We start from the raw sequence: 21361 nt of genomic DNA, 5'->3' as shown, positions 1-21361 counted from the left end.
AGCCTTGCGCAACAGTTCTTGTGCTTTATGAGTTCCGCGGCCTCGGTGGCGCCCCTCTCAGCTCTGGTTCGCGAGCCACTGCGCGAACGTGACGGTTCCGCGTTCGGCGTTCGCGTGCCCGCGCAGGCGCCCCGACGACATCGCGCGACCGAACGAGCCCGGCAGGCGCATCTCGATCGTGGTGCGGCGGATGCCTCGGGCATCGAGCAGCGCTCGCACCATGTCGATGAGCAGCTCGTCGCGCGGCCCGGTCAGGTCGCGCGCGCGGCCCACCGGCTCGCCTTCCGCGAGCGTGACGAGGTGGTCGGCGACCTCCTCTGCCGCGACGGGGCGAACCCGGGCCGCGGGAACAACCGTGAGCGGACCCATCTTCCCGCGGACGAGCGTCTGCTCGGCGAACTCGTGGAACTGCGCAGCGCGGAGCAGCGTGTGGGGGAGCGCCCCGCGCTGCACCGCCCGCTCGTGCGCGAGTTTGCCGCCGTAGTACGCGGCATCCACCCCGTCGATGCCGACGATCGAGAGAGCGACGAGGTGTTTGACACCCGCGGCCGTTCCCGCCTGCTGCAGGTTGGCCGACACCCTCTCGAAGAACCGGCGCGAGCGATGCCGCGAGAGCGTCTGGATGCCGCTGACGTCGACGATCGTGTCGACACCGTCCAGCACCGAAGGCGGGAGCGAGGCATGCTCGAGGTCCTGACCCTTGCTGCGCGCGAGCGCGACGACGTCGTGTCCGCGTTGGGTGGCGATGCTGTGGACGAGCTTGCCGACGGTGCCGGTGCTGCCGGCGATCGCGATCCTCACGAGGTCAGTATGCATCGACTCACGCGGTTCACCTGGCAGCCGTGGCCCCACCCCCCGAGCTGAAGGAGCATGAGGTGCCAAATGAAGCGCGGACTGCCGTGGGAGCCTGGGCTGCGCGAGGTGGGCATCGGCGAGGCGGTTCACTTGGCAGCTGTGGCCCCCACCCCCGACCCGAGGGGGCGCGAAGTGCCAGACGAAGCGCCGGCCAGAGTGAGCCACACCGCCGTACCGTGCCGCAAACAGGCTCAGCGGTCGACGCTGACCACTCCGAGCTCGTAGGCGAGGATCACAGCCTGTACGCGGTTCGCGAGGTCGAGCTTCACCAGGATGCGGCCGAAGTGCGCCTTCACCGTCGATTCGCTCAGGTGCAGCGCCTCAGCGATCTCGGCGTTGGTCAGCCCCTGCCCGACGAGGCGGAACACGTCGCGCTCGCGCGGCGACAGCGCCGAGAGTGCCTCGGGGGATGCCGGCCGGCCGGTGCCAGAGAGATGCGGCATGGCCGCGTCGATGAGTTTCGCGGTGATCCGGGGCGACACGACGGCATCACCCGCCGTGACGGCCCGCACCGCCGCGACGAGCTCGTCGGGGCGGGTGTTCTTCAGCAGGAAGCCGGCCGCGCCCGCCCGCAGTGCGCCGAACGCGAACTCGTCGAGGTCGTACGTCGTCAGCACGATGATCCGCGTCTCGGGCAGAGCCGCGGTCAGCCGGCGGGTGGCCTCGATGCCGTCGAGTCCCGGCATCCGGACGTCCATGAGCACGACGTCGGGACGCAGCCGCTGCGCTGCCTGCACGGCTTCGGCGCCATCGGATGCCTCACCCACCACGACCAGGTCGGGCTGAGCCTCGAGCACGAGGCGCAAGCCGTACCGGATCAGTTCCTGATCGTCGACGAGCAGCACCGCCGTACGGGCCTCGGGCGCGCCGGGCTGGGTCATCGTTCCTCCGTCGAGAGGCGGACGAGAACCCGCCAGCCGCCGCCGGCGACCGGCCCAGCCTCCACCGAGCCATCGTAGAAGGCGGCCCGTTCCCGGATGCCGACGAGCCCGCGCCCCGGCGAGGTAGACGGGGCAGCCGGCGCCGACACGTCCTTCACCAGGATCCTCACCTCCGCTCGCTCGAACACCAGCCGCACGAGCACGTCGCGCACGTCACGTCCGTGCCGCAGGACGTTCGTCAGCGCCTCCTGCACGATGCGGTAGATCGTCAGGCTCACCGCAGCGCCTTCGGTCACGGTTCCGGTCTGCTCCAGCCGCACCGGGATGCCTGCTGACCGGAACTCCTCGACGAGCGCCGGGATCCGTTCCACCCGGGGCGCCTCTGTTGCCAGCGCCGTGTCGCGCTCGCCGCGCACCGCGGTGAGCAGCCGCCGCACCTCGCCGAGGGTCCGCCGCCCGGTCTCGCTCACCCGACCGATGGCGCGGTGCGCCTCGTCGGGCCGCTGGTCGACCGAGGCCTGCGCGCCGTCGGCGAGCGCGACCATCACCGCGAGGCTGTGCGCGATGACATCGTGCATTTCGCGGGCGATGCGTTCCCGCTCGGCCGCGGCCGCGATGCTCGCCTCTTGATCGCGCTCGCGCCGCAGGTGCTCCGCCCGCTCGGCGAGCGCTGCGGCCTGCCGCCGGCCGTGCCCGGCGTTGATGCCGAGCAGGGTCGCGATGAGGCTCGCGGCGATGACCACGACGGCGATGCTCGCCCAGTCGGTCGCCCAGGCTGCGGCATCCTCTCGTGGTGCCAGGCCGAGCAGCGGTGGACCGACCCTCACCCGCACCGCGAGCGCGAGCGACGCCACGAGCGCTCCTGCGGTCGCCCACCCGAACCAGACCCACGCGCGGCGTGCCTCGTCGAGACCGGCGCGGTAGAGCGCGACGACCACGAGGAGGGCTTCGGCCCCCGTTCCCGCGGCGAACGACACCAGCATCAGGGCGACGGCAGCGCCGAAACCGATAGCCGGATGCCGCCGTGAGGCTACGATCACCGCCACCCCGGCGAGCGCCAGCAGCAGCACCGGCCACAGGGGAGTGGCGATCGTCGATTCGACGGACAGGTACCCGAGGAACGCTGCGACGATCAGGTAGGAGACGAGGATGACGGCATCCGCCACGTCCCGTCGCCCTGGGGACGGGCTCACGCGTCCCTCGTCCGCAGCGCCACCGCGCCGATCACGATTGCTGCACCCGCCCAGACGGCCGCGATCAGCCAGCCGGCTCCGACGCTCATGTGTCCGCTCCAGAGGTCGAGGAAAGGTCCGCCTTCGATTCCCACCCGGCCCATGGCGTCACCGGCGTTGCCGAGCAGGCCGAGGCGGATGACGCGAGAGAGGAGTCCGAACGGCAGCAGCGAGCTGAGTACGGGTAGCAGCAGCGTCGCGGCGAAGACGATGATCGATCCGGTGGTCGTCGAGCGGACGAGAGTCGTCACGCCGAGTCCGAACATTGCGCAGAAGCCGAGGTAGACAGCCGAGCCGACGAGGGCGAGCAACACCCCGGGTGCGGTGAGGGGAGCGCCCAGACCGAAGCCGTCGTAGATCGGGTTCGTCACCGCCCACGCACCGAACACGGTGACGAGGGCGACGGCGGTGACGGTCGTGAAGGTGACGAGGGTCTTGGCCGTCAGCATCCGCATCCGATGCGGCACCGCCGTGAGGGTCGTCTGCATGGCACCAGAGGAGTATTCGGCGCCGATCGTCATGACGCCGAAGATACCGGCGATGATCTGCCCGAGCACGACCATCGGTACCGTGACGTCGGCCATGGTGCGCTCGATGGATGGAACCGAGGGCACGCCGGATGATTCGAGGGTCAGACCCAGGAACAGGCTGCCGCCGACTCCGACCGCCAGGATGCTGACGAGCGCGAGGACGGATGACGGCAGGCTCAGGGCCTTGATCCACTCGGAGTGCACCACGGCGGTGAAGGGCGGACGCTGCGTGCGGGCGTCGAGGCGGTGGGGCTTGGTGGTGAGGGCCATCAGTTGTCCTTATCGTTCCGGCTCGGTGCGGACGGGTATTCAGTCGCTTGCGCAGTGAGCGCGAGGTAGGCGTCTTCGAGCGATCCCGACACCGATGCCACTTCGTACAGCACGATTCCCGCGGCGCCGGCGATGCGCGCGACCTCTTCGGCGGTGAGGTCGGTGATGTCGAGGGCGCCGTCTTCGCGCGTGATGACCGTGACTCCCGGGCGTGCGACCGCCGCCACGAGCCGCTCGGTGTCGTGCGTGCGCACCCGGACGACCGGTTGCGTCGCTCCCGCGATGACGTCGTGCATCGGTCCGTCGGCGATGATCGCGCCGCGGCCGATGACGATCAGGTGGTCGGCGGTCTGCGCCATCTCGCTCATGACGTGCGAAGAGAGCAGCACGGTGCGACCCTCGGCGGCGAGCTCGCGCAGCAGGCGGCGGATCCAGAGGATGCCGTCGGGGTCGAGTCCGTTGATGGGCTCGTCGAGGATGATCGTCTGCGGGTCGCCGAGGAGCGCTGCGGCGATGCCGAGCCGCTGGCCCATTCCGAGCGAGAAGCCGCCGACGCGCTTGTTCGCCACGGCGTCGATGCCGGTGCGCTCCATGACCTCGCGCACGCGTGGGACGCGAATTCGGTGGGTCGCCGCGATCGCGAGGAGGTGCTTGTAGGCGGTGCGGCGCTTGTGCGCGGCGCGTGCGTCGAGCAGCACCCCCACCTCGCGCAGCGGCGCGGGCAGGTCGCGGTACGGGCGCCCGTTGACCTCGGCCGTGCCGGATGTCGGCTTGTCGAGGCCCACGATCATGCGCATGGTGGTCGACTTACCGGCGCCGTTCGGGCCGAGGAACCCCGTCACCCGGCCCGGTTCGACGGCGAAGTCGAGGCCGTCGACCGCGACCTTCTGCCCGTACCTTTTCGATAGCGATCTAACGCGAATCATGTGTCACCTTTCGTCCCCATCGACGCTACGAACGGGCGCGAAATGCCACATCGGACTCCGGTTCGGACTTGCCCGGCGCACCAGTACCTGGGTCTACATGGGCGTGAGGGTCGCCGTCTTCTTGCTGCGCGCGCGAGGCTCGGTGAGGGTCGAGGGATGTCCGATTCGTCGCTGCGTCCGGTTCGCTCCCTCGTCATGATGCTTCGGAGCCCGCGGTTGCGGGTTGCTTTCGCCGACCTGATCGGGCCGACGCCGTCGGCGTCCGTCGATGGAGAGTCGGAGTTCGTCCGGAGCGGCGTCGCCGAGCGAGCGGATGACGGCGTGCGCCTGAGCGAGAGCTTTCTGGATGACGCGCTCGCCGCGCTCGACGCTCAGCTCGGCGCGCTCGCCGTTCTGCAAGGGCCGCGGATCTCAGCCGTCGACCTCGCGCTCGACGAGCTCGACCCCGCCGTGGCGGCGGTGGCCCGCCGGGTCGTCAGCGCGGGCGAACAAGTCACCGAGCCGGCGCTCAACGAGCGGCTGAGCATGTTCGTGACGGATGCCGCGTTCTTCCGCCGCCACGCCGTCGACACCGGAGTGCTCGAGCGCACGGCCGACGGTGCGGTGTACTGGCTCGCCGATCGCGGGAAGTGACGGCGAGCAATTTTTTGCGGGCCTCGGGCTACGGGGTGACCGCGGTCACCTGTCGAAGCGTGCCCCGGCCGGGTTGCTCGGCAGCGCGCAGAGCACGAGGACGACGACGCCGCCGATGGGGAACACGAATCCGAGGAACCAGAACGGACCGGCCAGGTTGGCATCGTGCAGCCGGCGCCACGACAGGGCGATCATCGGGATGAAGGTTGCGAGCTGCCAGAGCACCAACAGGAACGCACCCACGCCGATGAGCGGCCCGGGCTGGTCCCGTCCCGTGACGGGATCGGTCGTCATCCCGGCGAACGCACCGACGAACATGAACACGAAGATCGCCGTGACGATGAGCGCGTGCGCGAGGTAGAACCACCAGAACTCGCTCCGGCTCGCGCGACCCGAGAAGGTCACGTACTTCCGCCAGAAGCGGGCGAACGCCTGGCCGAACGAGGCGCCGTAAAGAGGCTGTGACAGGGGAGTGGGCCCGGAAACGGGAGCTTGCGGAGCGGCGGCGTAGGTCACAGGATCCTCCAGTGGGTGGTTCGACTCACGAGAATGGTGCGGGCCCATCCTGCCGTATCCGCGCGCTCGCCCGCGGGTTATCTCGTGAGGATCTTCTGGAATAGTCGGTGGTCCTGCCAGCGCCCGGCGATGAGCAGGTATCGAGGTGCGAGCCCGAATTCGGTGAAGCCGCACTTTCTGAGCACGGTTTGCGAGGCGACGTTGTCGACGAGCGTGCCGGCCTGGATGCGGTGCAGCTGCAGCTCGTCCGCCGCGAGGCGTGAGATCTCGTTGACCGCGGCGGTCATGAGGCCGCGACCTGCGTAGCTCTGGTCGATCCAGTAGCCGAGGTTGCCGCTCTGAAAGGCTCCGCGTGTGATGCCCGAGAGCGTGGTCCGCCCGATGATCCGCGATCCGTGGGCGAGGACGAGGGGGAGTGCCGTACCGGCCTCGCGGCTCGCGGTGAGCGCGGCGATCTCGGTGCGCTGACCTGCCTCGGTGGTGAAGTTCGCCGGGCGCAGGGGCTCGAAAGGTGCGAGGTATTCGCTATCCACGCGGTACGCCTCGGCGAGGGCCGCGGCATGCTCGGTGCGGAGCGACTGCAAGACGACGTCGTCGTGCAGGTCGATCTCGACGGGAGATGTTGTCATCATGCTGCCTCGGTTGCCGCCAGCGCCGCTTTGGTGCCGACGCGGGTTCCCCACATCATCACGATGACCATGAGCGCGGCGCCCACCAGCACCATGATCCCGAGCGCTGCCGGCGGCATCGGCACGAGAGAAATCACGCCGATTGCGATGGACAGGTAACCGGTGAGGAGGGTCGCCCCCTTCGAACGTTCGTGGGCAGCAAGCCAGGCTTCGTCGCTGGCCATGGTGCTGGGTGTGCGGATGCCGGCGAGCGAGTTCCGCCTCAGCTTTCCGGATGCCGCGGCCCGCGCCATCCAGATGAGCAGCGCACCCGAGCCGGCCATCGTGACAAACAAGACTATGCGGGGGATGATCTCGGCTTCCATCCCTTCGACCCTATCGAGGGCCTTTCCGCGTGCCTTCGCTCGGAAAGACGAGAGCCCCGGCCTCCGCGCTGAGGATGCGGATGCCGGGGCTCTCGAAGTCTGTCGGGGTATCAGCCCCGGACGCCGAGCGCGAAGCTGATCGCGCCCTCGCCGTCGACCTGCGCGTCGAGCACGCGATCATCCAGCGCGAGGGCTGCGGCCGGGTCGACGAAGATGCGGGCGCCGTCGGCTTCGACGACGGCATCCTCGCTCTGCGGGGCCTCGGCGAGGGAGAGGGCGAAGCCGGTTTCGGGGGAGCCGGAGTCGCTGATACGGATACCGCCGGTCTCGGCGGGGATCTGGGCGGTGAGGTTCTTCACCGCGGTGGCGGCGTTCTCGGTAAGCGTGAGCATGAAGCTCTCCTTCCGTGGATTGCTGCGGAGCCCGCCACGATTCCGAGAATCCGAGCCGAACGCAAACGTGAGCGCCGACTCCCAGGGGATTCTGAAGGTCGGCGGACGGCTACCGCGTCAGAGGGTTCTGGCGAGAACGAAGCTCACGATCAGCCCGAGCAGCAGGCAGCAGACCCACGCGGTCGCCGCCGAGACGTACCAGTTCTGGCGGAGCTCGAGACTGAGGCGATCCGGGTGATCGCGCGGGGTGCGGCGGAGGCTCCGCTGTGTGATGAGCATCGGCGGAACCATCAGCACGAAGCACAGCAGCAGACCGATCAGCTGCAGGAGCGCGCTCGATGACCGTCCGCCCGGAGCGATGATCTGCCACGCCTCGGCCAGGGCGAGAGTGATGTTGCGCGGCCCGCACAGCGCGACGAGCCCCGCCGCGCCGACGACCATGACGAGGATGCGCAGAGCGCGATCCGGTGTCGTCACGGAGGCTGTCGGCGGCGTGTCGCCGTGGTGCTGGTGAGCCCAGAACTCGCGGTGCGCTCGCCGTCCCGCGAGCGGCCACACCGCGACGGCGACGAGCCCCGCGAGCACCCAGCCGAGCCACTCGTCGCCTTGCATCGGGATGCCGAGCGCGTCGAACGCAATGAGTCCGCCGATCCAGGTGGCCATCGTGGCGAAGAAGATAACGAACGCGGCGAGGATCCCGAGCGCCGCCCGCAGCGGCCTGCGCGCTGGCGCGGTCACTGGGGTGTCTCGGGTCACGCTGGTCAGCATAGGGCGGGGGCGCCCTGGGGTTGAGGAGCGAGGGGATGCCGCGGCCCGCGGCCGTCTAGACTTGGGGTGCCTTGCCTCTGTAGCTCAGTGGAAGAGCCACTCCGTCCTAAGGAGCGGGTCGGGGGTTCGAATCCCTCCAGGGGCACCTCTATCCGACTCTCTATCGGACCGTTCGAAACGTGCCTGTTGTGGCGCACTGCCGGAGACAGAAGGCCGTTCACGGAGCCGGCCTGCTTCTCTTCGCTCAGACCTGCGAGATCGGAGGCTCACGGCCTCGACCGCGATTGAGCTGGGCGCCGGGTTGCCGAAGTTCTGCGACATGAGAAGCGCCGATTAGACTCATCCCAACTTGTGCAACATCCGTGTTCGACCCGTTGGGGGCGTGATGATTGGGTCGTGGCTCTCTGCTGCCGGCGTGGCCGTGACAACGAGTACGCACGCCGTCTCCGGCTTTGGCATGGGAATGGCGGCGGGTCGGGGCGAGCGTCTTTGCACTTGGCAGTTGACCCAGTTCGGTGCTCCAGTTTGCACTGGGGGTACGAGTGTCTGGGGTGTGGAGTAGAACATGCGGATCATCGACAATGTGTCCGACCTGCTCGGTGACGACCTCAAGTCCGAGATTGGTCGGGGCTCTAAGGTGCGCATCGCCGCGTCGACCTTCTCGATCTTCGCGTTCGAAGCCTTGCGCGAGGAGCTTGAACACGTTGAGGAACTCGAGTTCATCTTCACATCGCCGTCGTTCAGCAACGGTCAGGATACGGATAAGCTTCGTAAGGGCCGTCGCGAGTTCTTCATTCCGCCCGCCGAATCATCGCTCTACGGGTCTGAGTTCGAGATCCGGCTCCGCAATAAGCTCACGCAGCGTGCGATCGCTCGGGAGTGCGCCGCGTGGGTCCGTGAGAAGGTGACCTTCAGAGCGAACGCCAGTGGCGGCCAGATGCAGCAATTCGCCGTCGTAGATGATCGCGCGGCATACCTGCAGCTCCAGGGGCTGACGACTGCCGACCTCGGCTACGAGCGAGGCAACTCCGTATCCAACCTGATCACCAAGCTCGAGGGGGCGACGGAGACTCGGGCATTCCTCACCGTGTTCGACCAGATTTGGGCCAACCCCGCTCAGCTGAACGACGTCACAGAAGCGGTGTACGACCACATCGCAAGTGTGTACGCCGAGAACTCCCCGGCTCGCATCTATTTCCTCATCCTCTACAACCTCTTCGCCGAGTTCCTCGATGACATCAGTGAGGACGTGCTCCCGAACGACCGCACCGGCTATCAGGACACCAAGGTCTGGCAGAGCCTGTACGACTTCCAGCGGGATGCTGCGACTGGCATCATCAACAAGCTCGAGACGTACAACGGCTGCATCCTCGCGGACAGCGTCGGTCTCGGAAAGACGTTCACCGCCCTGGCTGTCATCAAGTACTACGAGCTCCGCAACAAGTCCGTCCTGGTACTCGCGCCGAAGAAGCTCGCCGAGAACTGGACGAACTACAACGCCAACCTCATCACCAACATCTTCGCAAGCGACCGTTTCAACTACGACGTCCTTGCCCACACCGACCTCTCCCGAACGCGGGGCGAGTCCCTCGGCCTCCGACTTGACCGCATCAACTGGGGTAACTACGATCTCGTCGTCATCGACGAGTCCCACAACTTCCGCAACGCTGACTACGCCGAAGAGAAGGAATCGCGCTACCAGCGTCTCATGCGGCAGGTCATCCGCGAAGGCGTGAAGACCAAGGTGCTGATGCTCTCGGCGACACCGGTCAACAACCGCTTCAACGACCTCAAGAACCAGCTGCAGTTGGCGTACGAGGGCGACAGTGACACCCTCGCCGCGAAGCTCACGCTCTCTACATCGGTGGAGCGGGTATTCACGGACGCACAGACGGTATTCAACGAGTGGTCGAAGCTCCCCGCTGAGGAGCGCACCGCCGACCGCATCCTGCAGATGCTCGACTTCGACTTCTTCGAGCTGCTGGACGCTGTCACCATCGCACGATCCCGCAAGCACATCCAGGCGTTCTACGACACGAGAGAGATCGGTGCCTTCCCGCGGCGCCTGCCTCCGGCCTCCATCCGCGAACCGCTTACCGACCTCGCCGACGTTCCCTCCTTCAATGACATTTTCGAGCAGCTGCAGGTGCTGACGCTGGGCGTCTACACACCACTTGCCTACGTGTTCCCGAGCCGCATCAGCAAGTACCAAGACCTCTACAACGTCACGACCGGCAGCGCGCGCTCGAACCTCGGTCAGCAAGGACGTGAAGAGGGCCTCAGGAAGCTCATGACCGTCAACCTGCTAAAGCGCCTCGAGAGTTCGGTCGAGGCCTTTCGCTTGACGCTGGCGAAGATCGAGTCCGCCGTTGACAGCACGCTCACGCGGCTAAGCAACCACTTCGGCTCCCTCCCAGAGATCCGCGGCATGGACGATCTCGACTTCGACCTCGACTATGAGGACGACTCCAACGCCGAAGCGCTGTCTTTTGGCGAGAAGATCCGCATCGACATCGACGACATCGACGTCGAATCGTGGCAACGAGACCTCTGGCACGACCGCGAGACGCTGCGCGAGCTCTTGGACGAGATGCGCAAGGTAACCCCGGCACACGACCTCAAGCTGTGCAAGCTGCGGCGCCTGGTCCAGCAGAAGGCGGAGCACCCGCTCAACCCTGAGAACCGCAAGGTGCTGATCTTCTCTGCCTTCGCCGACACGGCGAACTACCTCTACCGTGAGCTCGCACCGGCTCTTCAACAGTCCGGATTGGAAAGCGCGGTGATCACGGGCGGTAGCCACGGCGCGAAGTCGACCATCGGCACGGGCTTTGACTTCCAGCAGATCATGTCGATGTTTTCGCCGCGATCCAAGCAGCGGCACCTGACGATGCCGAAGGAGACCTGCGACATCGATGTTCTGATTGGCACCGACGTCATCAGCGAGGGTCAGAACCTGCAGGACTGCGACTACCTCATCAACTACGACATCCACTGGAACCCGGTCCGGATCATCCAGAGGTTCGGTCGTATCGACCGCATCGGGTCGACGAACGAGGTCATCCAGCTCGTCAACTTCTGGCCCGACATCTCACTCGACGAGTACATCAACCTCAAGGAGCGCGTCGAGAACAGGATGGTGATCGCCGACCTCGCTGGATCAGCGGACGATAACGTGCTGAACCCGGAGGATTCGGATGCCGCGTTCCGCAAGGAGCAGCTGCGCAAGCTGCAGAACGAGAACATCGAACTCGAGGATGTTCGCGCAGGTGTATCGATCACGGATCTCGGTCTCAACGACTTCCGGATGGACCTGCTCGCCTACATGAACGAGTACGGCGACATCGCTGGTGCCCCGCGCGGCTTGCATGCGGTCATCCCCGCAGACCCCGCCATCGGCCTCCTTCCCGGCGTGATCTTTGCCCTGAAGAACGTCAACGCTGACCCCTCCGTCGATCGGGGCAACCGGCTTCACCCCCACTACCTCGTCTACGTCGATGACAACGGGGGAGTCATCGCTGACCACACCGAAGTGAAGCGGCTCCTCGATCTCGTTCGCGCTGGCTCGCGGCCTCATGACGAACCCGTAGCCGATGTCACCCGTGTCTTCAATGAAGCCACCCGCGAGGGCGCCGACATGAGCAAGTACTCCGCCCTTCTGGCGGATGCCATTCACTCGATGATCGACGCCACTGAAGAACGCGACATCGACAGCCTGTTCAGCGGCGGGCCCACCACGGCCCTCACGCAGCAGATCGCGGGGCTCGACGACTTTGAACTGATCGCCTTCATCGCCGTCGTGGATCGGGCAAGCACGCCGTGACCGACATCCTGTACGAGTGGCCTGTAGCTGCCCGGTTCGGCGCACGAATCCCGAAAGAGCGGTTCTACGAACGGACCGCGGGCAGCTCCGCGCTTCGAGAGAAGTTCGTCTCCGACGTGCAACGCATCACCTGGATGTACAAGCTCGCACCCGACACCATCAACCTCCCCGCATCCACCGAAGTCCCAGAGATCGAGGTGTTGTGGTTGCACGCGAAGACGAGTGATGTCAGCGAGTCTGTCCTGGCGGCAATCGATCAAGCGATCCCGAACCCCACCCTCTTTGAGATCCACCGCGACGACACCCGAAGCCCGTTGGTGCGGCTGGCGGCCGCGCACAAGATCGTTCGCGCGGGCGCGCCCCGACCGTCGACGTACTACTCAACGGGGTGGATGTCAGCGGCCACAGCTCGCGAAGCAATGCCCACCGCCATCTCGCTCCCGACGCTGTATTCCGCCCTCATCGCGCCGCTCACCCCGATCTCCGCGTACGCCGGAGAAGACGTGTCGGTGACCGCTGAGAGACTGGCCGCAGTGCGCAAGCTCGAACGCGAGATATCCACTTTGGAGCGCAAGCTCCGCAACGAACCGCAACTCAACCGCAAGGTCGAGTTGCGCCGAGAACTGAAGGATCGCCAGGCCGCACTTGCGGCGCTGGTGTGAGAGGGAGAGATGACAAAGCTGGACAAGCTGGAGCTGCAATCAGTCGACGTGACGCGCAGGAACGTCGAGGCACTGGCCGCGCTATTCCCGCAAGTCGTCACTGAGGGGCTTGATGACGACGGCAAGCTCATCCATCAGGTCGACTTTGAGGCGCTCCGGCAGGAACTCAGCGATTACGTCATCGAGGGCAAGGAGGTCTATCAGATCGACTGGCCGGGCAAGCTCGCCGCTGAGTTCGCTTCCAATGCCCCCATCACCAAGACGCTGCGACCCAACATAGGCGACTCCATTGACTTCGACACCACGAAGAACCTCTTCATCGAAGGCGACAATCTCGAAGCGATGAAGCTGCTCCAGGAGTCCTACCTTGGCAAGGTCCGTCTGATCTACATCGACCCGCCTTACAACACGGGCGGCGACCTCGTCTACCGGGATGATTTTTCGTCCTCGACACAAGAGTTCCTCTGGAAGTCGCACCAGGTGAACGAGGCCGGCGAGAAACTCGTGTCGAACACCGAGGCGAACGGGCGGTTCCATTCCGACTGGCTGAGCATGATCTACCCCCGGCTTCGACTCGCCAAGCGCTTCCTCGCCCAAGACGGGGTGATCCTCGTGAGCATCGACGACGCCGAGCAGGCATCCCTTCGCCGTCTCATGGACGAAGTCTTCGGAGAGCAGAATTTCATCGCGCAGCTCGTCTGGGAGAAGGGACGCAAGAACGATGCGAAATTCTTCTCAGTCGGGCATGAGTACGTCATGGCTTATGCGAAGTCCCAGTCGACGCTTCGTGAGCGCAAGACCGCTTGGCGCGAGGAGAAGCCCGGAGCACGTGAGATCTGGGATGAGTACTTGCGCTTGCGTGAAAAGCACGGCAACAACGATGCCGCGATCGAGACTGATCTTTCGGCGTGGTTCCGTGCCCTTCCGACTTCCGATCCATCGAAGAAGTGGGCACGATATAAGCGCGTCGATGCCAACGGTCCGTGGCGTGATCAGGACATCTCGTGGCCTGGTGGAAATGGGCCAAGGTACGAGATTCTTCATCCGGTCACGAAGAAGGCGTGCAGGATTCCGGAACGCGGCTGGATCTATAGCGACCCAGAGAAGATGCAACAGATGATCGATCTTGGTGTCGTTGTATTCCGAGATGACGAGTCCGAGCCGCCGTTCCGTAAGGCTCACCTGAAGCCGCTCGACTATGAGGCGGTCGCTGATGGCGATGACGAGGCCGACACGAGAGCACAGGACGCGGAACTTGCGACCCAGGTACGTGGCTCCTACTTCTACAAGCAATCGCAGGTGTCTGTCCGCCACCTGCGTGACCTCATGGGCGCGAAAGTGTTCAACAACCCCAAGGACCACGAGGTCTTGTCACGACTGTTCGAGTACGTCCTGGGCGGCAAGGATGGCATCGTCATGGACTTCTTCGCGGGGTCCGGCACGACTGCCGAGGCTGTGTTCGATCTCTGCGCCCGCTCGGGGCTCAACTGCCCGGTGATCCTGGTGCAACTGCCCGAGTTGCTCGAGGACAACCTAAAGTCGGCGACCGGCTCGGCGAAGACGACCATCCAGAACGCGATCAAGCTCCTCAACCAGCTCGAGAAGCCCCTGACCATCGCCGAGCTGACCAAGATCCGCATCCAGAAGGCCGGTGAGCAGATTCTTGCTAGCCACAACTCGTCCGGTTGGAACGGCGACGTCGGCTTCCGCACGTTCACCGTCGACACGAGCAATTTCGCCGATATCACCACGACTCCGGATACCGTCAATCAAGACACATTGCTCGACCTCGTCGAGAGCGTCAAGGGCGACCGCGGCGGCCTGGATGTCTTGTTTGAGGTGCTCCTCGCATGGGGGCTCGACCTCGCGGCCCCGATCAGTCTCGAGACGGTCGCGGGGCATCAGGTGTACGACGTCGAAGACGGGGCACTTCTTGCCTGTTTTGACGATCAGCTCGACGAGGCGTTGATCCATGAGCTCGCACTGCGCGCTGCCGCCAACACCACGCAGAAGGTCGTGTTCAAAGACGCGGGCTTCGCCTCGGACGCGGCCGCGATCAACGCACACCAGGTCTTCGAGCAGCTCTCTCCCGACACCACGGTGAAGGTGATCTGATGAAGCTGCACTTCAAGGTCCAGGACTATCAAACCGCCGCCGTCGACGCGGTGGTGGACTGCTTCCGTGCTGTGCATAGGCAGCCGTTCGCCGACAACATCACCTACAAGATCGACCCCGGTCGGACGGCTGGTCGACGTGGCCAGCCCGAGTTGGCGCACGGCGTCGATGAGGCCGCCGCACAGACGGGTTATGGCAACAGCGCCGTTCTGCTGAACCCAAGCCAGCTCCTCGACAATGTCCAGGCCGTCCAGCGACGCACGAGCGGACTTCCGCTGTCGGGGGAGCTGATTTCCAGCCCAGCGGCGGCGCTGAACCTGGACGTCGAGATGGAGACCGGCACTGGAAAGACCTACGTCTACATCAAGACGATCATGGAACTCCACCGGCAATTCGGCTGGTCAAAGTTCGTCGTCGTCGTTCCCAGCATTGCGATCCGCGAGGGCGTGAAGAAGTCCTTCGAGATCACGGCCGACCACTTCCTCGCGGAGTACGAGACTCAGGCCAGAGCGTTCGTCTATGACTCGGAGCATCTCGAAGACGTTGAGACATTCTCGTCTGACACCGGCATCCAGGTCATGATCATCAATGCGCAGAACTTCAATCGTGACGCCAAGAAGGCCGACCAAGATGCAGCCAAGACTGGTAAGGCGTCGGGCCTGAAGATGTTCAAGGAGCTCGACGGTTTCAAGTCCCGTCGCCCCATCGACGTGATCGCCGCGAACCGCCCGATCCTCATCATCGACGAGCCGCAGCGCCTCGGTAGCAACCCATCGAAGCCCAGCGAGACGCTGAAGGCGCTCGGGCGGTTCAACGCCCTCTTCGCCTTGCGCTACTCGGCGACGCATGCCATTCCACACAACAAGGTCCACCGACTGGATGCGCTCGATGCGTACAACAAGAAACTCGTCAAGAAGATCGCCGCACGCGGCATCAGCGTGAAGGGCCTCGCCGGCAGCAGTGCATACCTCTACGTCGACGGTATCGAACTCGGGAAGGGACCTGACTTTCCCAAAGCACGCATCGAGATCCAACACCAGCCGAAGAACGGGAGCATCACCCTAAAGACCATCAAAGTCAAGAAGCGCGATCGGCTCCATGACATCTCAGGCGGCATCGAAGCGTACAACGGTCTCGTCATCGACGACATCGACGCGATCGCGAACACCGTGACGCTCATGGATGGGCAAGTGCTCCACGGTGGACAGGTCACGAACGATGTGACCGACGAGCAGAAACGACGTCTCCAGATTCGGGAAGTCATCCGGGCGCACCTCGACAAGGAGCGGCAGCTCTTCGGGCACGGCATCAAGGTGCTATCGCTCTTCTTCATCGACGAGGTGCTGAAGTACCGCGATTACGACCAGCCCGATCGGCTCGGCGAGTACGCCCGCGTCTTCGAGCAGGAGTACGAGGCGCTCAAGATCGAGCGGCTCAGCGAACTCGACCTCGACGAATCAGGTGAGGCGTATCGGGCATTCCTCGAGCGCGACGCGGTTCGTGATATCCACAACGGCTATTTCTCCGTCGACAAGAAGACCGGGCACTGGATCAATAGCGATGCGTCCGACGCGTCCGACGAAAAGGGCAAGGGCCTTTCCAAGGACGCCGAGGCGTACGACGCAATCCTGCGTGACAAGGAGAAGCTCCTCGACAGCGACTACCCACTGCGGTTCATCTTCAGCCACTCGGCACTGCGAGAGGGCTGGGACAACCCGAATGTGTTCACGCTCGGGTTCCTCAAGAAGGCGACCGCAGGCGATTCTCGTCGCCAGGAGGTCGGTCGCGGTCTTCGCCTCGCCGTCGACCATAACGGCGACCGGGCGGACAACCCCGTAACGGTCCACGACATCAACGTGCTCACTGTCGTCACTGAGGAGTCCTACGCTGACTTCGTTCGAGGGTTCCAGACGGAGACGCTTGGCCTGCTCACCGCGCGGCCGCGGAAGGCTACGCCCGAGTTCTTCGTCGGGGCTGTCCTGCGTGACGTGATCGCTGGAGCTGAGCACAAGCTCACGCTCGACGAGGCGAAGCAGCTCCAGCACTGGCTCATCAAGCACGACTTCATCGATTACGACCAGCAACTCACTGACAAGTGGCTCGGACGCGGCGACCTCCCCGAGATTCCGTCCATGCCACATGAGCTGCAGCCCTACTTCTACCAGGTCGCCGAGCTGATCGACTCGCTCCACGTCCAGGCGCCGAAGGTCGACGACGGGCGCAAGGCGAAGGTCGTGCCGATGAACAAGGCGAACTTCCACAAGAAGGAGTTTCAAGAGCTCTGGGCGCGCATCAATCGCCGGGTCGTCTACCAGGTTGAGTTCGACTCGCAGGAGCTCATCGACAACTGCACCCGAGTTCTCGACACGTCGCTTGAAGTTGCTCGGCTCCAGTACGTGGTGACCGAGGGTATCCAGCGAGACATCATCCAGGCAGAGGACCTAGAGTCTGGGGAGAGCTTCAAGACAACCCGAACTAAGTCGTCGGAGTCGACTCTGAGCGCCAGCTCGACAGTCCCATACGACCTGGTCGGCGAGATAGCGGAGAAGACCAACCTGACCCGCCTCACCGTTGCGACCATCCTCCGAGGCATCCGACCTGACACGTTCGCGAAGTTCAAGCAGAACCCAGAGCAGTTCATCACGGAAGCGGCGCGGCTCATCCGTGAACAAGCCGCAGCGACGATGGTCGAACACATCGAGTACGACATCCTTGAAGACCGCTATGACGCGTCCATCTTCACGGAGAATCAGACAGCTCAGGACCTTTCGAAAGCGATCCACACGCCGAATCGGAACGTCTACGAGTATGTCCTTGACGATTCCCAGGTCGAGCGCGAATTTGGCGCCGCGCTCGATATCAGTGAAGAAGTGGCGGTCTTTACCAAGCTTCCACGAGGCTTCAAGATCCCCACACCTATCGACTATTACAACCCCGACTGGGCGATCGCCTTTCAGGAAGGGTCTGTCAAGCACGTCTACTTCGTCGCCGAAACTAAGCACTCGCTGTCGTCGTTGGAGCTGCGCGGCGTCGAGAAGGCGAAGATCGACTGTGCGAACAAGCTCTTCGAGAAGCTAGATCAGGTCGCTGGGACTCCGGGCATCAAGTATCACGGCGTGACGAGCTACGACCAACTGCTGCAACTCGTGGGGGCATAGTTTCAGCGGTATCAAGCTGTGGTCGGCCAGCCCGTTGAAGTAGTGCTTGGACGCGGTCCGTGGCCGATCTCAGTTGTGCAGTCACTCAACGAACTCGGAGCGCCCGATGTACTCGGTCCGCAGGCCGAGCGCACTGGCGATGGCATCGAGGAAAGCCTCGTTGGTGAGGAACCATTCTTTGCCTACCTCACTCCGTTGCGCCACCACTCTCCGAGGATTGTCGTGACCCGCCGTGCTCAGGAGTCGATGGAAGTCCCGCTCCGTCTGGTCGAGGTCGCGGTCTCCGACGCCATACACCCGTACGACAACCAGAGGCTCAGGAATGTGCGCTCGTGCGCCGAGACGATGCTGGCGGATGCGCACACCGACGTTCTCGGACTTTCCGATCTTTATAAGCGTGTTCGCTTTCGCGTCGACCGGGTTCTCGAGATACCAGCCGTATGAAAAGGCGTAGATGCCAATCTTTCCTTCGAGCGCGCCAGTTACCGCACGAGTTTCCTCGTCCTGTTCCGCTTCGGATAGCGATTCATCTGCGGCGTCATCGGACGTTACTGCTTGCTCGGCCAGCGCAAGATGCGTGTTTAGTATGTTCAGAGCTTCAACGCTGAGTGCGGTCTTGTTCCGTTTGATCAACGATCTGAGGGCGCTGGCGGTCTGGCGTCGGAGCTGCACCCCAGTCGAGACTTTTCCGTTGAGGATTGCTTCGATGTAAGCGCGGTAGCTGTAAACGAAGTTGGGCGTCTCAATGTTCAGTCGGTCAGCGACTTCTTGCGGGCTGAGTCCCCCATCGATGTACAGGCGGTACACGTCGCCAAGTCGTGACTGGTCTTCGTAGAGAAGCTGCCGGATCTCCTCGAGCGGGGCGAGAGGAGCATCGTTAGCGGTCTCGTCATCATCGATGTTTTGCCCTTCGGACACCACGGGTATGTCAGCGGATGGTCGGCTTGACTCAACGTCGTCCACATTCGGTACTGCAGCAGAGGCGCCCTCTTCGAGCTTCGATGGGGCTAGCGCGCCTCCGGATGGCGCGGCGGAGAATGATTCGCTCACTAGATATGTCTAGCGCATTGCGGTCGCCTTGATCGATGCGCACGGGTGCCAACAGCTGCACACCGTCATCAACGCGCAGGACGAGCTCGTCGCCAGCACCGACCCGGCGTGGATCGGAGCGCTCGCGCGCCACGGATACACACTCGACGACGCGGGAGAGATCGCCCAACTCGCCGGCGCGGTTCGGCCTCTCTTCCGGCGGTCAGCGCAGATCGTACGCGGCTGATCGCGGAGTGGTCGGCGGCGTACGGCGGTTCGGCACCGATCATCGACACTCTGAACCAGATCGATAGACGCGCCTGGCCGGTGACGCGTCCGAACAAGCCGACCGATCTCGACGAGACCTCGTGGGAGACGACGGTCCGCGACGAGATCGCAACGATCCATCCGCGCCTGGTCCTCCCGCGCGCGGCCGGCCCCGTCGAGGCCGCAGATCTGCAGGCCGTCGACCTCGAGCTGCTCGCGGCGCAAGCGGTCATCGACGCGGATGAGCGGTCCACTTCGACCGGCGGACGCTTCAGCGCGGTCGACCTCCGCGCGGGCGCGATCCGCGCGCTTTCTCGCACCGGGCTCGTCGCCGAGCGCACCATCGGCCGCGGCGCCGCGGCTCTACTGTGAACCTAGGCCACACTCGGATACCGGGCATCCGAGTGTGAGCGCCCGCGTGCGGTTCCCGAGCGGAGCCCTGATTGCGCTCACCGCCCGCGCGCCAACTCCAACGCCAGCGACGTCCTATCGGTGTGCGCAAACTTCCTCAGCAGCGCCGAGACCGCGTTCTTCACGGTGCCGTGAGCCAGGTGCAGGCGAGCCGCGATCTCCGCGTTCGGTAGCCCGAGCGCGAGCAGGTCCGCGACGGCCTGCTCCGTCTGCGTCAGCACGGGTGAGAGCGGGGGAGCGGCACTGCTGTCACGGCTGAGCGCGACGCGTGCGACGCGCGGATCGATGACCAGGCCACCGTCGACGACATGCCTGATCGAGTCGAGCAGCCGGTCGGGTGAGACATCCTTCAGAAGGAACCCCGCGGCGCCCGCTTCGAGCAGCGACCGAACGAGTTCCGCGTCGTTGAACGTCGTAAGGGCCAGCACGGGCAGACCCGGATGATGCACCGCGCACTCTCGCACGAGCCCCAATCCATCCAGGACCGGCATGCGCGCATCCGCGAGCACGATGTCGGGGCGGACGGTCGGGATGAGCGCAAGCGCTCGCGAACCGTCCGCCGCTTCTCCGACCACCTTGATGCCGCTGTCGGTCTCGAGGATCATTCGCAGGCCGCGTCGAAGAAGCTCTTGATCGTCCACGATCAGCACACGGACGACGCTCACGCGACGCCCGCCGGCACGATCACGGCCTCCGAGGCGCCCGCGGTCTCGCCACTCGCCTCAATGGGCAGCAGCATCGAGAGTCGGAAACCCGACGCCCCTCCCTCAACCGCCAGCGAGCCACCAAGCTCTTCGGCCCGAGCACGCAGCGAGCGCAGGCCGAAGCCTCCTGCCGGCGGTGTCCCACCCTGGGACGCACTGCCGTCGTCGTCGAGCGTCGCCTGGATCGACGAGGGGCCAACCTCAATGCGCAGGCTGGCGGTTGCGGCATCCGCGTGTCGAATGACGTTCGTCAGACCTTCCTGAACGAAGCGGAGGAGGAGCAGTGCGTGCTCGCGTGCCAGAGAGCGCTCGCCCTCGATCTCGACCATGACGGTGAGCCCCGTGCCGCGGAAGCTCTCTGCCAGCGTGCGGAACGCGTCGAGGTCGCCGAGCTCGCCGAGGTCGATCGGATGCATCGCACGGACGAGTCGCCGCATCGCTTCCAGGCTCTCGCCGACGACGGCTCGGGCGTGGACGACCTCGTCGCGCGCTGCAGCCGGATCGGCGACGCGGCTCGCGTAGTCCAGTGAGAGCCCGACCGCCGTGAGGCGATGGCCGAGGTCATCGTGCAGTTCGCGGGCCGTACGCTCCCGTTCCTGCGCGAGGACCAGATCACGATCGGCGGCGTACCGTCGCTGCAGCTCGGCGTGCGCCGCGTCGAGCCGCGCGAGAGCATCCTGCAGATCGTCGTTCACACGCAGACTGTCTCGCAGCACGACCGCGACCGCCGCAGCGATCCCCGCGAGAACTGCCGTGCCGATGGCCTCCGCGAGCATGAACTCTGCCGGACTTCCGCTGGCGAGATGCAGGGACAGGACGATGACGACGAGCGTGGTCGCATAGCCCCACAGCGCTCTCGTCGCGGAGAACGTGACGCCGAGCATCAGCAGAGCCGCCCAGATGATGCCGTAGTAGAGGGCGCCGTTGCCGAACGACATCACGACGACGGCGATGACGGCGAACAGGGCGGCCGCAACACGCGAACGCTGGCGCGATCTGCGCCACAGCACCCAGACGGCAATGGCGACAGCCGTCAGAACCGTAACCGTCGCGGTGAGCCAGAGAGGGCGGATGTCGTAGGAGTAGAGCACCATCAGAACCGGACCGGCCAGCCCCAAGCTCATGGCGATGTCGAGCAGACCGGTACGGAGAGTCGGAATGCGCGCCATGGCTTCAGCGTATGCAGGCGACGCGGGTC

At 64.9% G+C, this 21361-nt stretch carries 20 protein-coding genes and 1 tRNA gene; 8 read left to right on the top strand and 13 right to left on the bottom strand.

From position 1 onward, the window contains the following. Positions 1-57: 57 nt before the first annotated feature. The 5 genes from ACI2K6_RS11085 to ACI2K6_RS11065 form a co-directional block, all read right to left on the bottom strand. Positions 58-801, bottom strand: a complete 744-nt coding sequence (locus ACI2K6_RS11085) for an SDR family oxidoreductase (RefSeq protein WP_282501138.1) — start codon at positions 799-801, stop codon at positions 58-60. Between the two features lie 245 nt (positions 802-1046). Continuing rightward, entirely contained in the window at positions 1047-1736 is a 690-nt protein-coding gene (locus ACI2K6_RS11080) for a response regulator transcription factor (RefSeq protein WP_282501137.1), read from the bottom strand. Beyond that, positions 1733-2929 (bottom strand): sensor histidine kinase, encoded by a 1197-nt coding sequence (locus ACI2K6_RS11075; RefSeq protein WP_282501136.1) that lies wholly within the window; start codon positions 2927-2929, stop codon positions 1733-1735. Before ACI2K6_RS11075 ends, ACI2K6_RS11080 begins: the two co-directional genes overlap by 4 nt. Next, the gene (locus tag ACI2K6_RS11070; RefSeq protein ID WP_404568650.1) at positions 2926-3768 is read right to left on the bottom strand and encodes an ABC transporter permease subunit; all 843 of its coding nucleotides are present in this window, start codon (positions 3766-3768) and stop codon (positions 2926-2928) included. The genes ACI2K6_RS11075 and ACI2K6_RS11070 overlap by 4 nt, the downstream gene beginning before the upstream one ends. After that, positions 3768-4694 carry an ABC transporter ATP-binding protein gene (locus ACI2K6_RS11065; RefSeq protein WP_274178625.1) on the bottom strand — a complete coding sequence of 309 codons (927 nt, stop codon included), beginning with the start codon at positions 4692-4694 and terminating at the stop codon, positions 3768-3770. Before ACI2K6_RS11065 ends, ACI2K6_RS11070 begins: the two co-directional genes overlap by 1 nt. A 156-nt stretch (positions 4695-4850) precedes the next feature. Here ACI2K6_RS11065 and ACI2K6_RS11060 point away from each other — a divergent pair, with 156 nt between their 5' ends. Then, complete coding sequence (locus ACI2K6_RS11060; RefSeq protein ID WP_404568649.1) at positions 4851-5327, top strand: DUF2087 domain-containing protein; 477 nt, start codon at positions 4851-4853, stop codon at positions 5325-5327. Positions 5328-5372: 45 nt separating this feature from the next. On the opposite strand, the gene ACI2K6_RS11055 is transcribed toward ACI2K6_RS11060, so the two are convergent. From ACI2K6_RS11055 to ACI2K6_RS11035, 5 genes are all read right to left on the bottom strand, one after another. Beyond that, on the bottom strand, positions 5373-5843 hold the full coding sequence (locus ACI2K6_RS11055; RefSeq protein ID WP_274178623.1) for a DUF805 domain-containing protein: 471 nt from the start codon (positions 5841-5843) through the stop codon (positions 5373-5375). Positions 5844-5920: 77 nt separating this feature from the next. Then, the gene (locus ACI2K6_RS11050; protein WP_404568648.1) at positions 5921-6475 is read right to left on the bottom strand and encodes a GNAT family N-acetyltransferase; all 555 of its coding nucleotides are present in this window, start codon (positions 6473-6475) and stop codon (positions 5921-5923) included. After that, on the bottom strand, positions 6472-6837 hold the full coding sequence (locus ACI2K6_RS11045) for an SdpI family protein (RefSeq protein ID WP_404568647.1): 366 nt from the start codon (positions 6835-6837) through the stop codon (positions 6472-6474). The genes ACI2K6_RS11050 and ACI2K6_RS11045 overlap by 4 nt, the downstream gene beginning before the upstream one ends. Before the next feature lie 110 nt (positions 6838-6947). Then, positions 6948-7229, bottom strand: a complete 282-nt coding sequence (locus ACI2K6_RS11040; protein ID WP_071917931.1) for an iron-sulfur cluster assembly accessory protein — start codon at positions 7227-7229, stop codon at positions 6948-6950. A gap of 117 nt (positions 7230-7346) precedes the next feature. Beyond that, on the bottom strand, positions 7347-7985 hold the full coding sequence (locus ACI2K6_RS11035) for a hypothetical protein (RefSeq protein WP_404568646.1): 639 nt from the start codon (positions 7983-7985) through the stop codon (positions 7347-7349). 85 nt (positions 7986-8070) lie between these two features. Here ACI2K6_RS11035 and ACI2K6_RS11030 point away from each other — a divergent pair. The 5 genes from ACI2K6_RS11030 (at position 8071) to ACI2K6_RS11010 (ending at position 17752) form a co-directional block, all read left to right on the top strand. Then, a tRNA-Arg gene (locus ACI2K6_RS11030) sits at positions 8071-8142 on the top strand. A gap of 420 nt (positions 8143-8562) precedes the next feature. Beyond that, on the top strand, positions 8563-11817 hold the full coding sequence (locus tag ACI2K6_RS11025) for a helicase-related protein (RefSeq protein WP_404568645.1): 3255 nt from the start codon (positions 8563-8565) through the stop codon (positions 11815-11817). Next, entirely contained in the window at positions 11814-12479 is a 666-nt protein-coding gene (locus ACI2K6_RS11020; RefSeq protein ID WP_404568644.1) for a DUF4391 domain-containing protein, read from the top strand. Before ACI2K6_RS11025 ends, ACI2K6_RS11020 begins: the two co-directional genes overlap by 4 nt. 9 nt (positions 12480-12488) lie before the next feature. Then, entirely contained in the window at positions 12489-14594 is a 2106-nt protein-coding gene (locus ACI2K6_RS11015; RefSeq protein WP_218823002.1) for a site-specific DNA-methyltransferase, read from the top strand. Further along, entirely contained in the window at positions 14594-17752 is a 3159-nt protein-coding gene (locus tag ACI2K6_RS11010; protein WP_404568643.1) for a DEAD/DEAH box helicase family protein, read from the top strand. Before ACI2K6_RS11015 ends, ACI2K6_RS11010 begins: the two co-directional genes overlap by 1 nt. A gap of 81 nt (positions 17753-17833) precedes the next feature. Here ACI2K6_RS11010 and ACI2K6_RS11005 read toward each other — a convergent pair whose 3' ends face one another. Then, a complete protein-coding gene (locus tag ACI2K6_RS11005) occupies positions 17834-18802 on the bottom strand; it encodes a GIY-YIG nuclease family protein (RefSeq protein WP_404568642.1) in 969 nt (322 codons plus the stop codon). 28 nt (positions 18803-18830) lie between these two features. Here ACI2K6_RS11005 and ACI2K6_RS11000 point away from each other — a divergent pair, with 28 nt between their 5' ends. Continuing rightward, positions 18831-19028, top strand: coding sequence for a hypothetical protein (locus ACI2K6_RS11000; RefSeq protein ID WP_404568863.1), 198 nt, complete (start codon positions 18831-18833; stop codon positions 19026-19028). Between the two features lie 80 nt (positions 19029-19108). Next, positions 19109-19420 (top strand): hypothetical protein, encoded by a 312-nt coding sequence (locus ACI2K6_RS10995; RefSeq protein WP_256977326.1) that lies wholly within the window; start codon positions 19109-19111, stop codon positions 19418-19420. A gap of 77 nt (positions 19421-19497) precedes the next feature. Here ACI2K6_RS10995 and ACI2K6_RS10990 read toward each other — a convergent pair whose 3' ends face one another. Together ACI2K6_RS10990 and ACI2K6_RS10985 are read right to left on the bottom strand one after the other, a co-directional pair. After that, complete coding sequence (locus ACI2K6_RS10990) at positions 19498-20124, bottom strand: response regulator (RefSeq protein WP_404568641.1); 627 nt, start codon at positions 20122-20124, stop codon at positions 19498-19500. Then, positions 20121-21332 (bottom strand): sensor histidine kinase, encoded by a 1212-nt coding sequence (locus tag ACI2K6_RS10985; RefSeq protein ID WP_404568640.1) that lies wholly within the window; start codon positions 21330-21332, stop codon positions 20121-20123. The genes ACI2K6_RS10990 and ACI2K6_RS10985 overlap by 4 nt, the downstream gene beginning before the upstream one ends. Positions 21333-21361 lie beyond the last annotated feature (29 nt).

The sequence above is a fragment of the Microbacterium sp. NPDC006705 genome (assembly GCF_044903545.1).
GTDB classification, from domain to species: Bacteria; Actinomycetota; Actinomycetes; order Actinomycetales; family Microbacteriaceae; genus Microbacterium; species Microbacterium plantarum.
The sequence above is the reverse complement of the archived record's forward strand: the minus strand, read 5'-3'. Positions and strand labels throughout refer to the sequence as shown.

Bases quoted from the DNA above. Each gene is read 5' to 3' on its own strand.
- ACI2K6_RS11080 (WP_282501137.1), bottom strand. From the start codon at position 1,736: ATGACCCAGCCCGGCGCGCCCGAGGCCCGTACGGCGGTGCTGCTCGTC.
- ACI2K6_RS11070 (WP_404568650.1), bottom strand. From the start codon at position 3,768: ATGGCCCTCACCACCAAGCCCCACCGCCTCGACGCCCGCACGCAGCGT.
- ACI2K6_RS11065 (WP_274178625.1), bottom strand. From the start codon at position 4,694: ATGATTCGCGTTAGATCGCTATCGAAAAGGTACGGGCAGAAGGTCGCG.
- ACI2K6_RS11060 (WP_404568649.1), top strand. From the start codon at position 4,851: ATGTCCGATTCGTCGCTGCGTCCGGTTCGCTCCCTCGTCATGATGCTT.
- ACI2K6_RS11050 (WP_404568648.1), bottom strand. From the start codon at position 6,475: ATGATGACAACATCTCCCGTCGAGATCGACCTGCACGACGACGTCGTC.
- ACI2K6_RS11045 (WP_404568647.1), bottom strand. From the start codon at position 6,837: ATGGAAGCCGAGATCATCCCCCGCATAGTCTTGTTTGTCACGATGGCC.
- ACI2K6_RS11040 (WP_071917931.1), bottom strand. From the start codon at position 7,229: ATGCTCACGCTTACCGAGAACGCCGCCACCGCGGTGAAGAACCTCACC.
- ACI2K6_RS11025 (WP_404568645.1), top strand. From the start codon at position 8,563: ATGCGGATCATCGACAATGTGTCCGACCTGCTCGGTGACGACCTCAAG.
- ACI2K6_RS11015 (WP_218823002.1), top strand. From the start codon at position 12,489: ATGACAAAGCTGGACAAGCTGGAGCTGCAATCAGTCGACGTGACGCGC.
- ACI2K6_RS11010 (WP_404568643.1), top strand. From the start codon at position 14,594: ATGAAGCTGCACTTCAAGGTCCAGGACTATCAAACCGCCGCCGTCGAC.
- ACI2K6_RS10985 (WP_404568640.1), bottom strand. From the start codon at position 21,332: ATGGCGCGCATTCCGACTCTCCGTACCGGTCTGCTCGACATCGCCATG.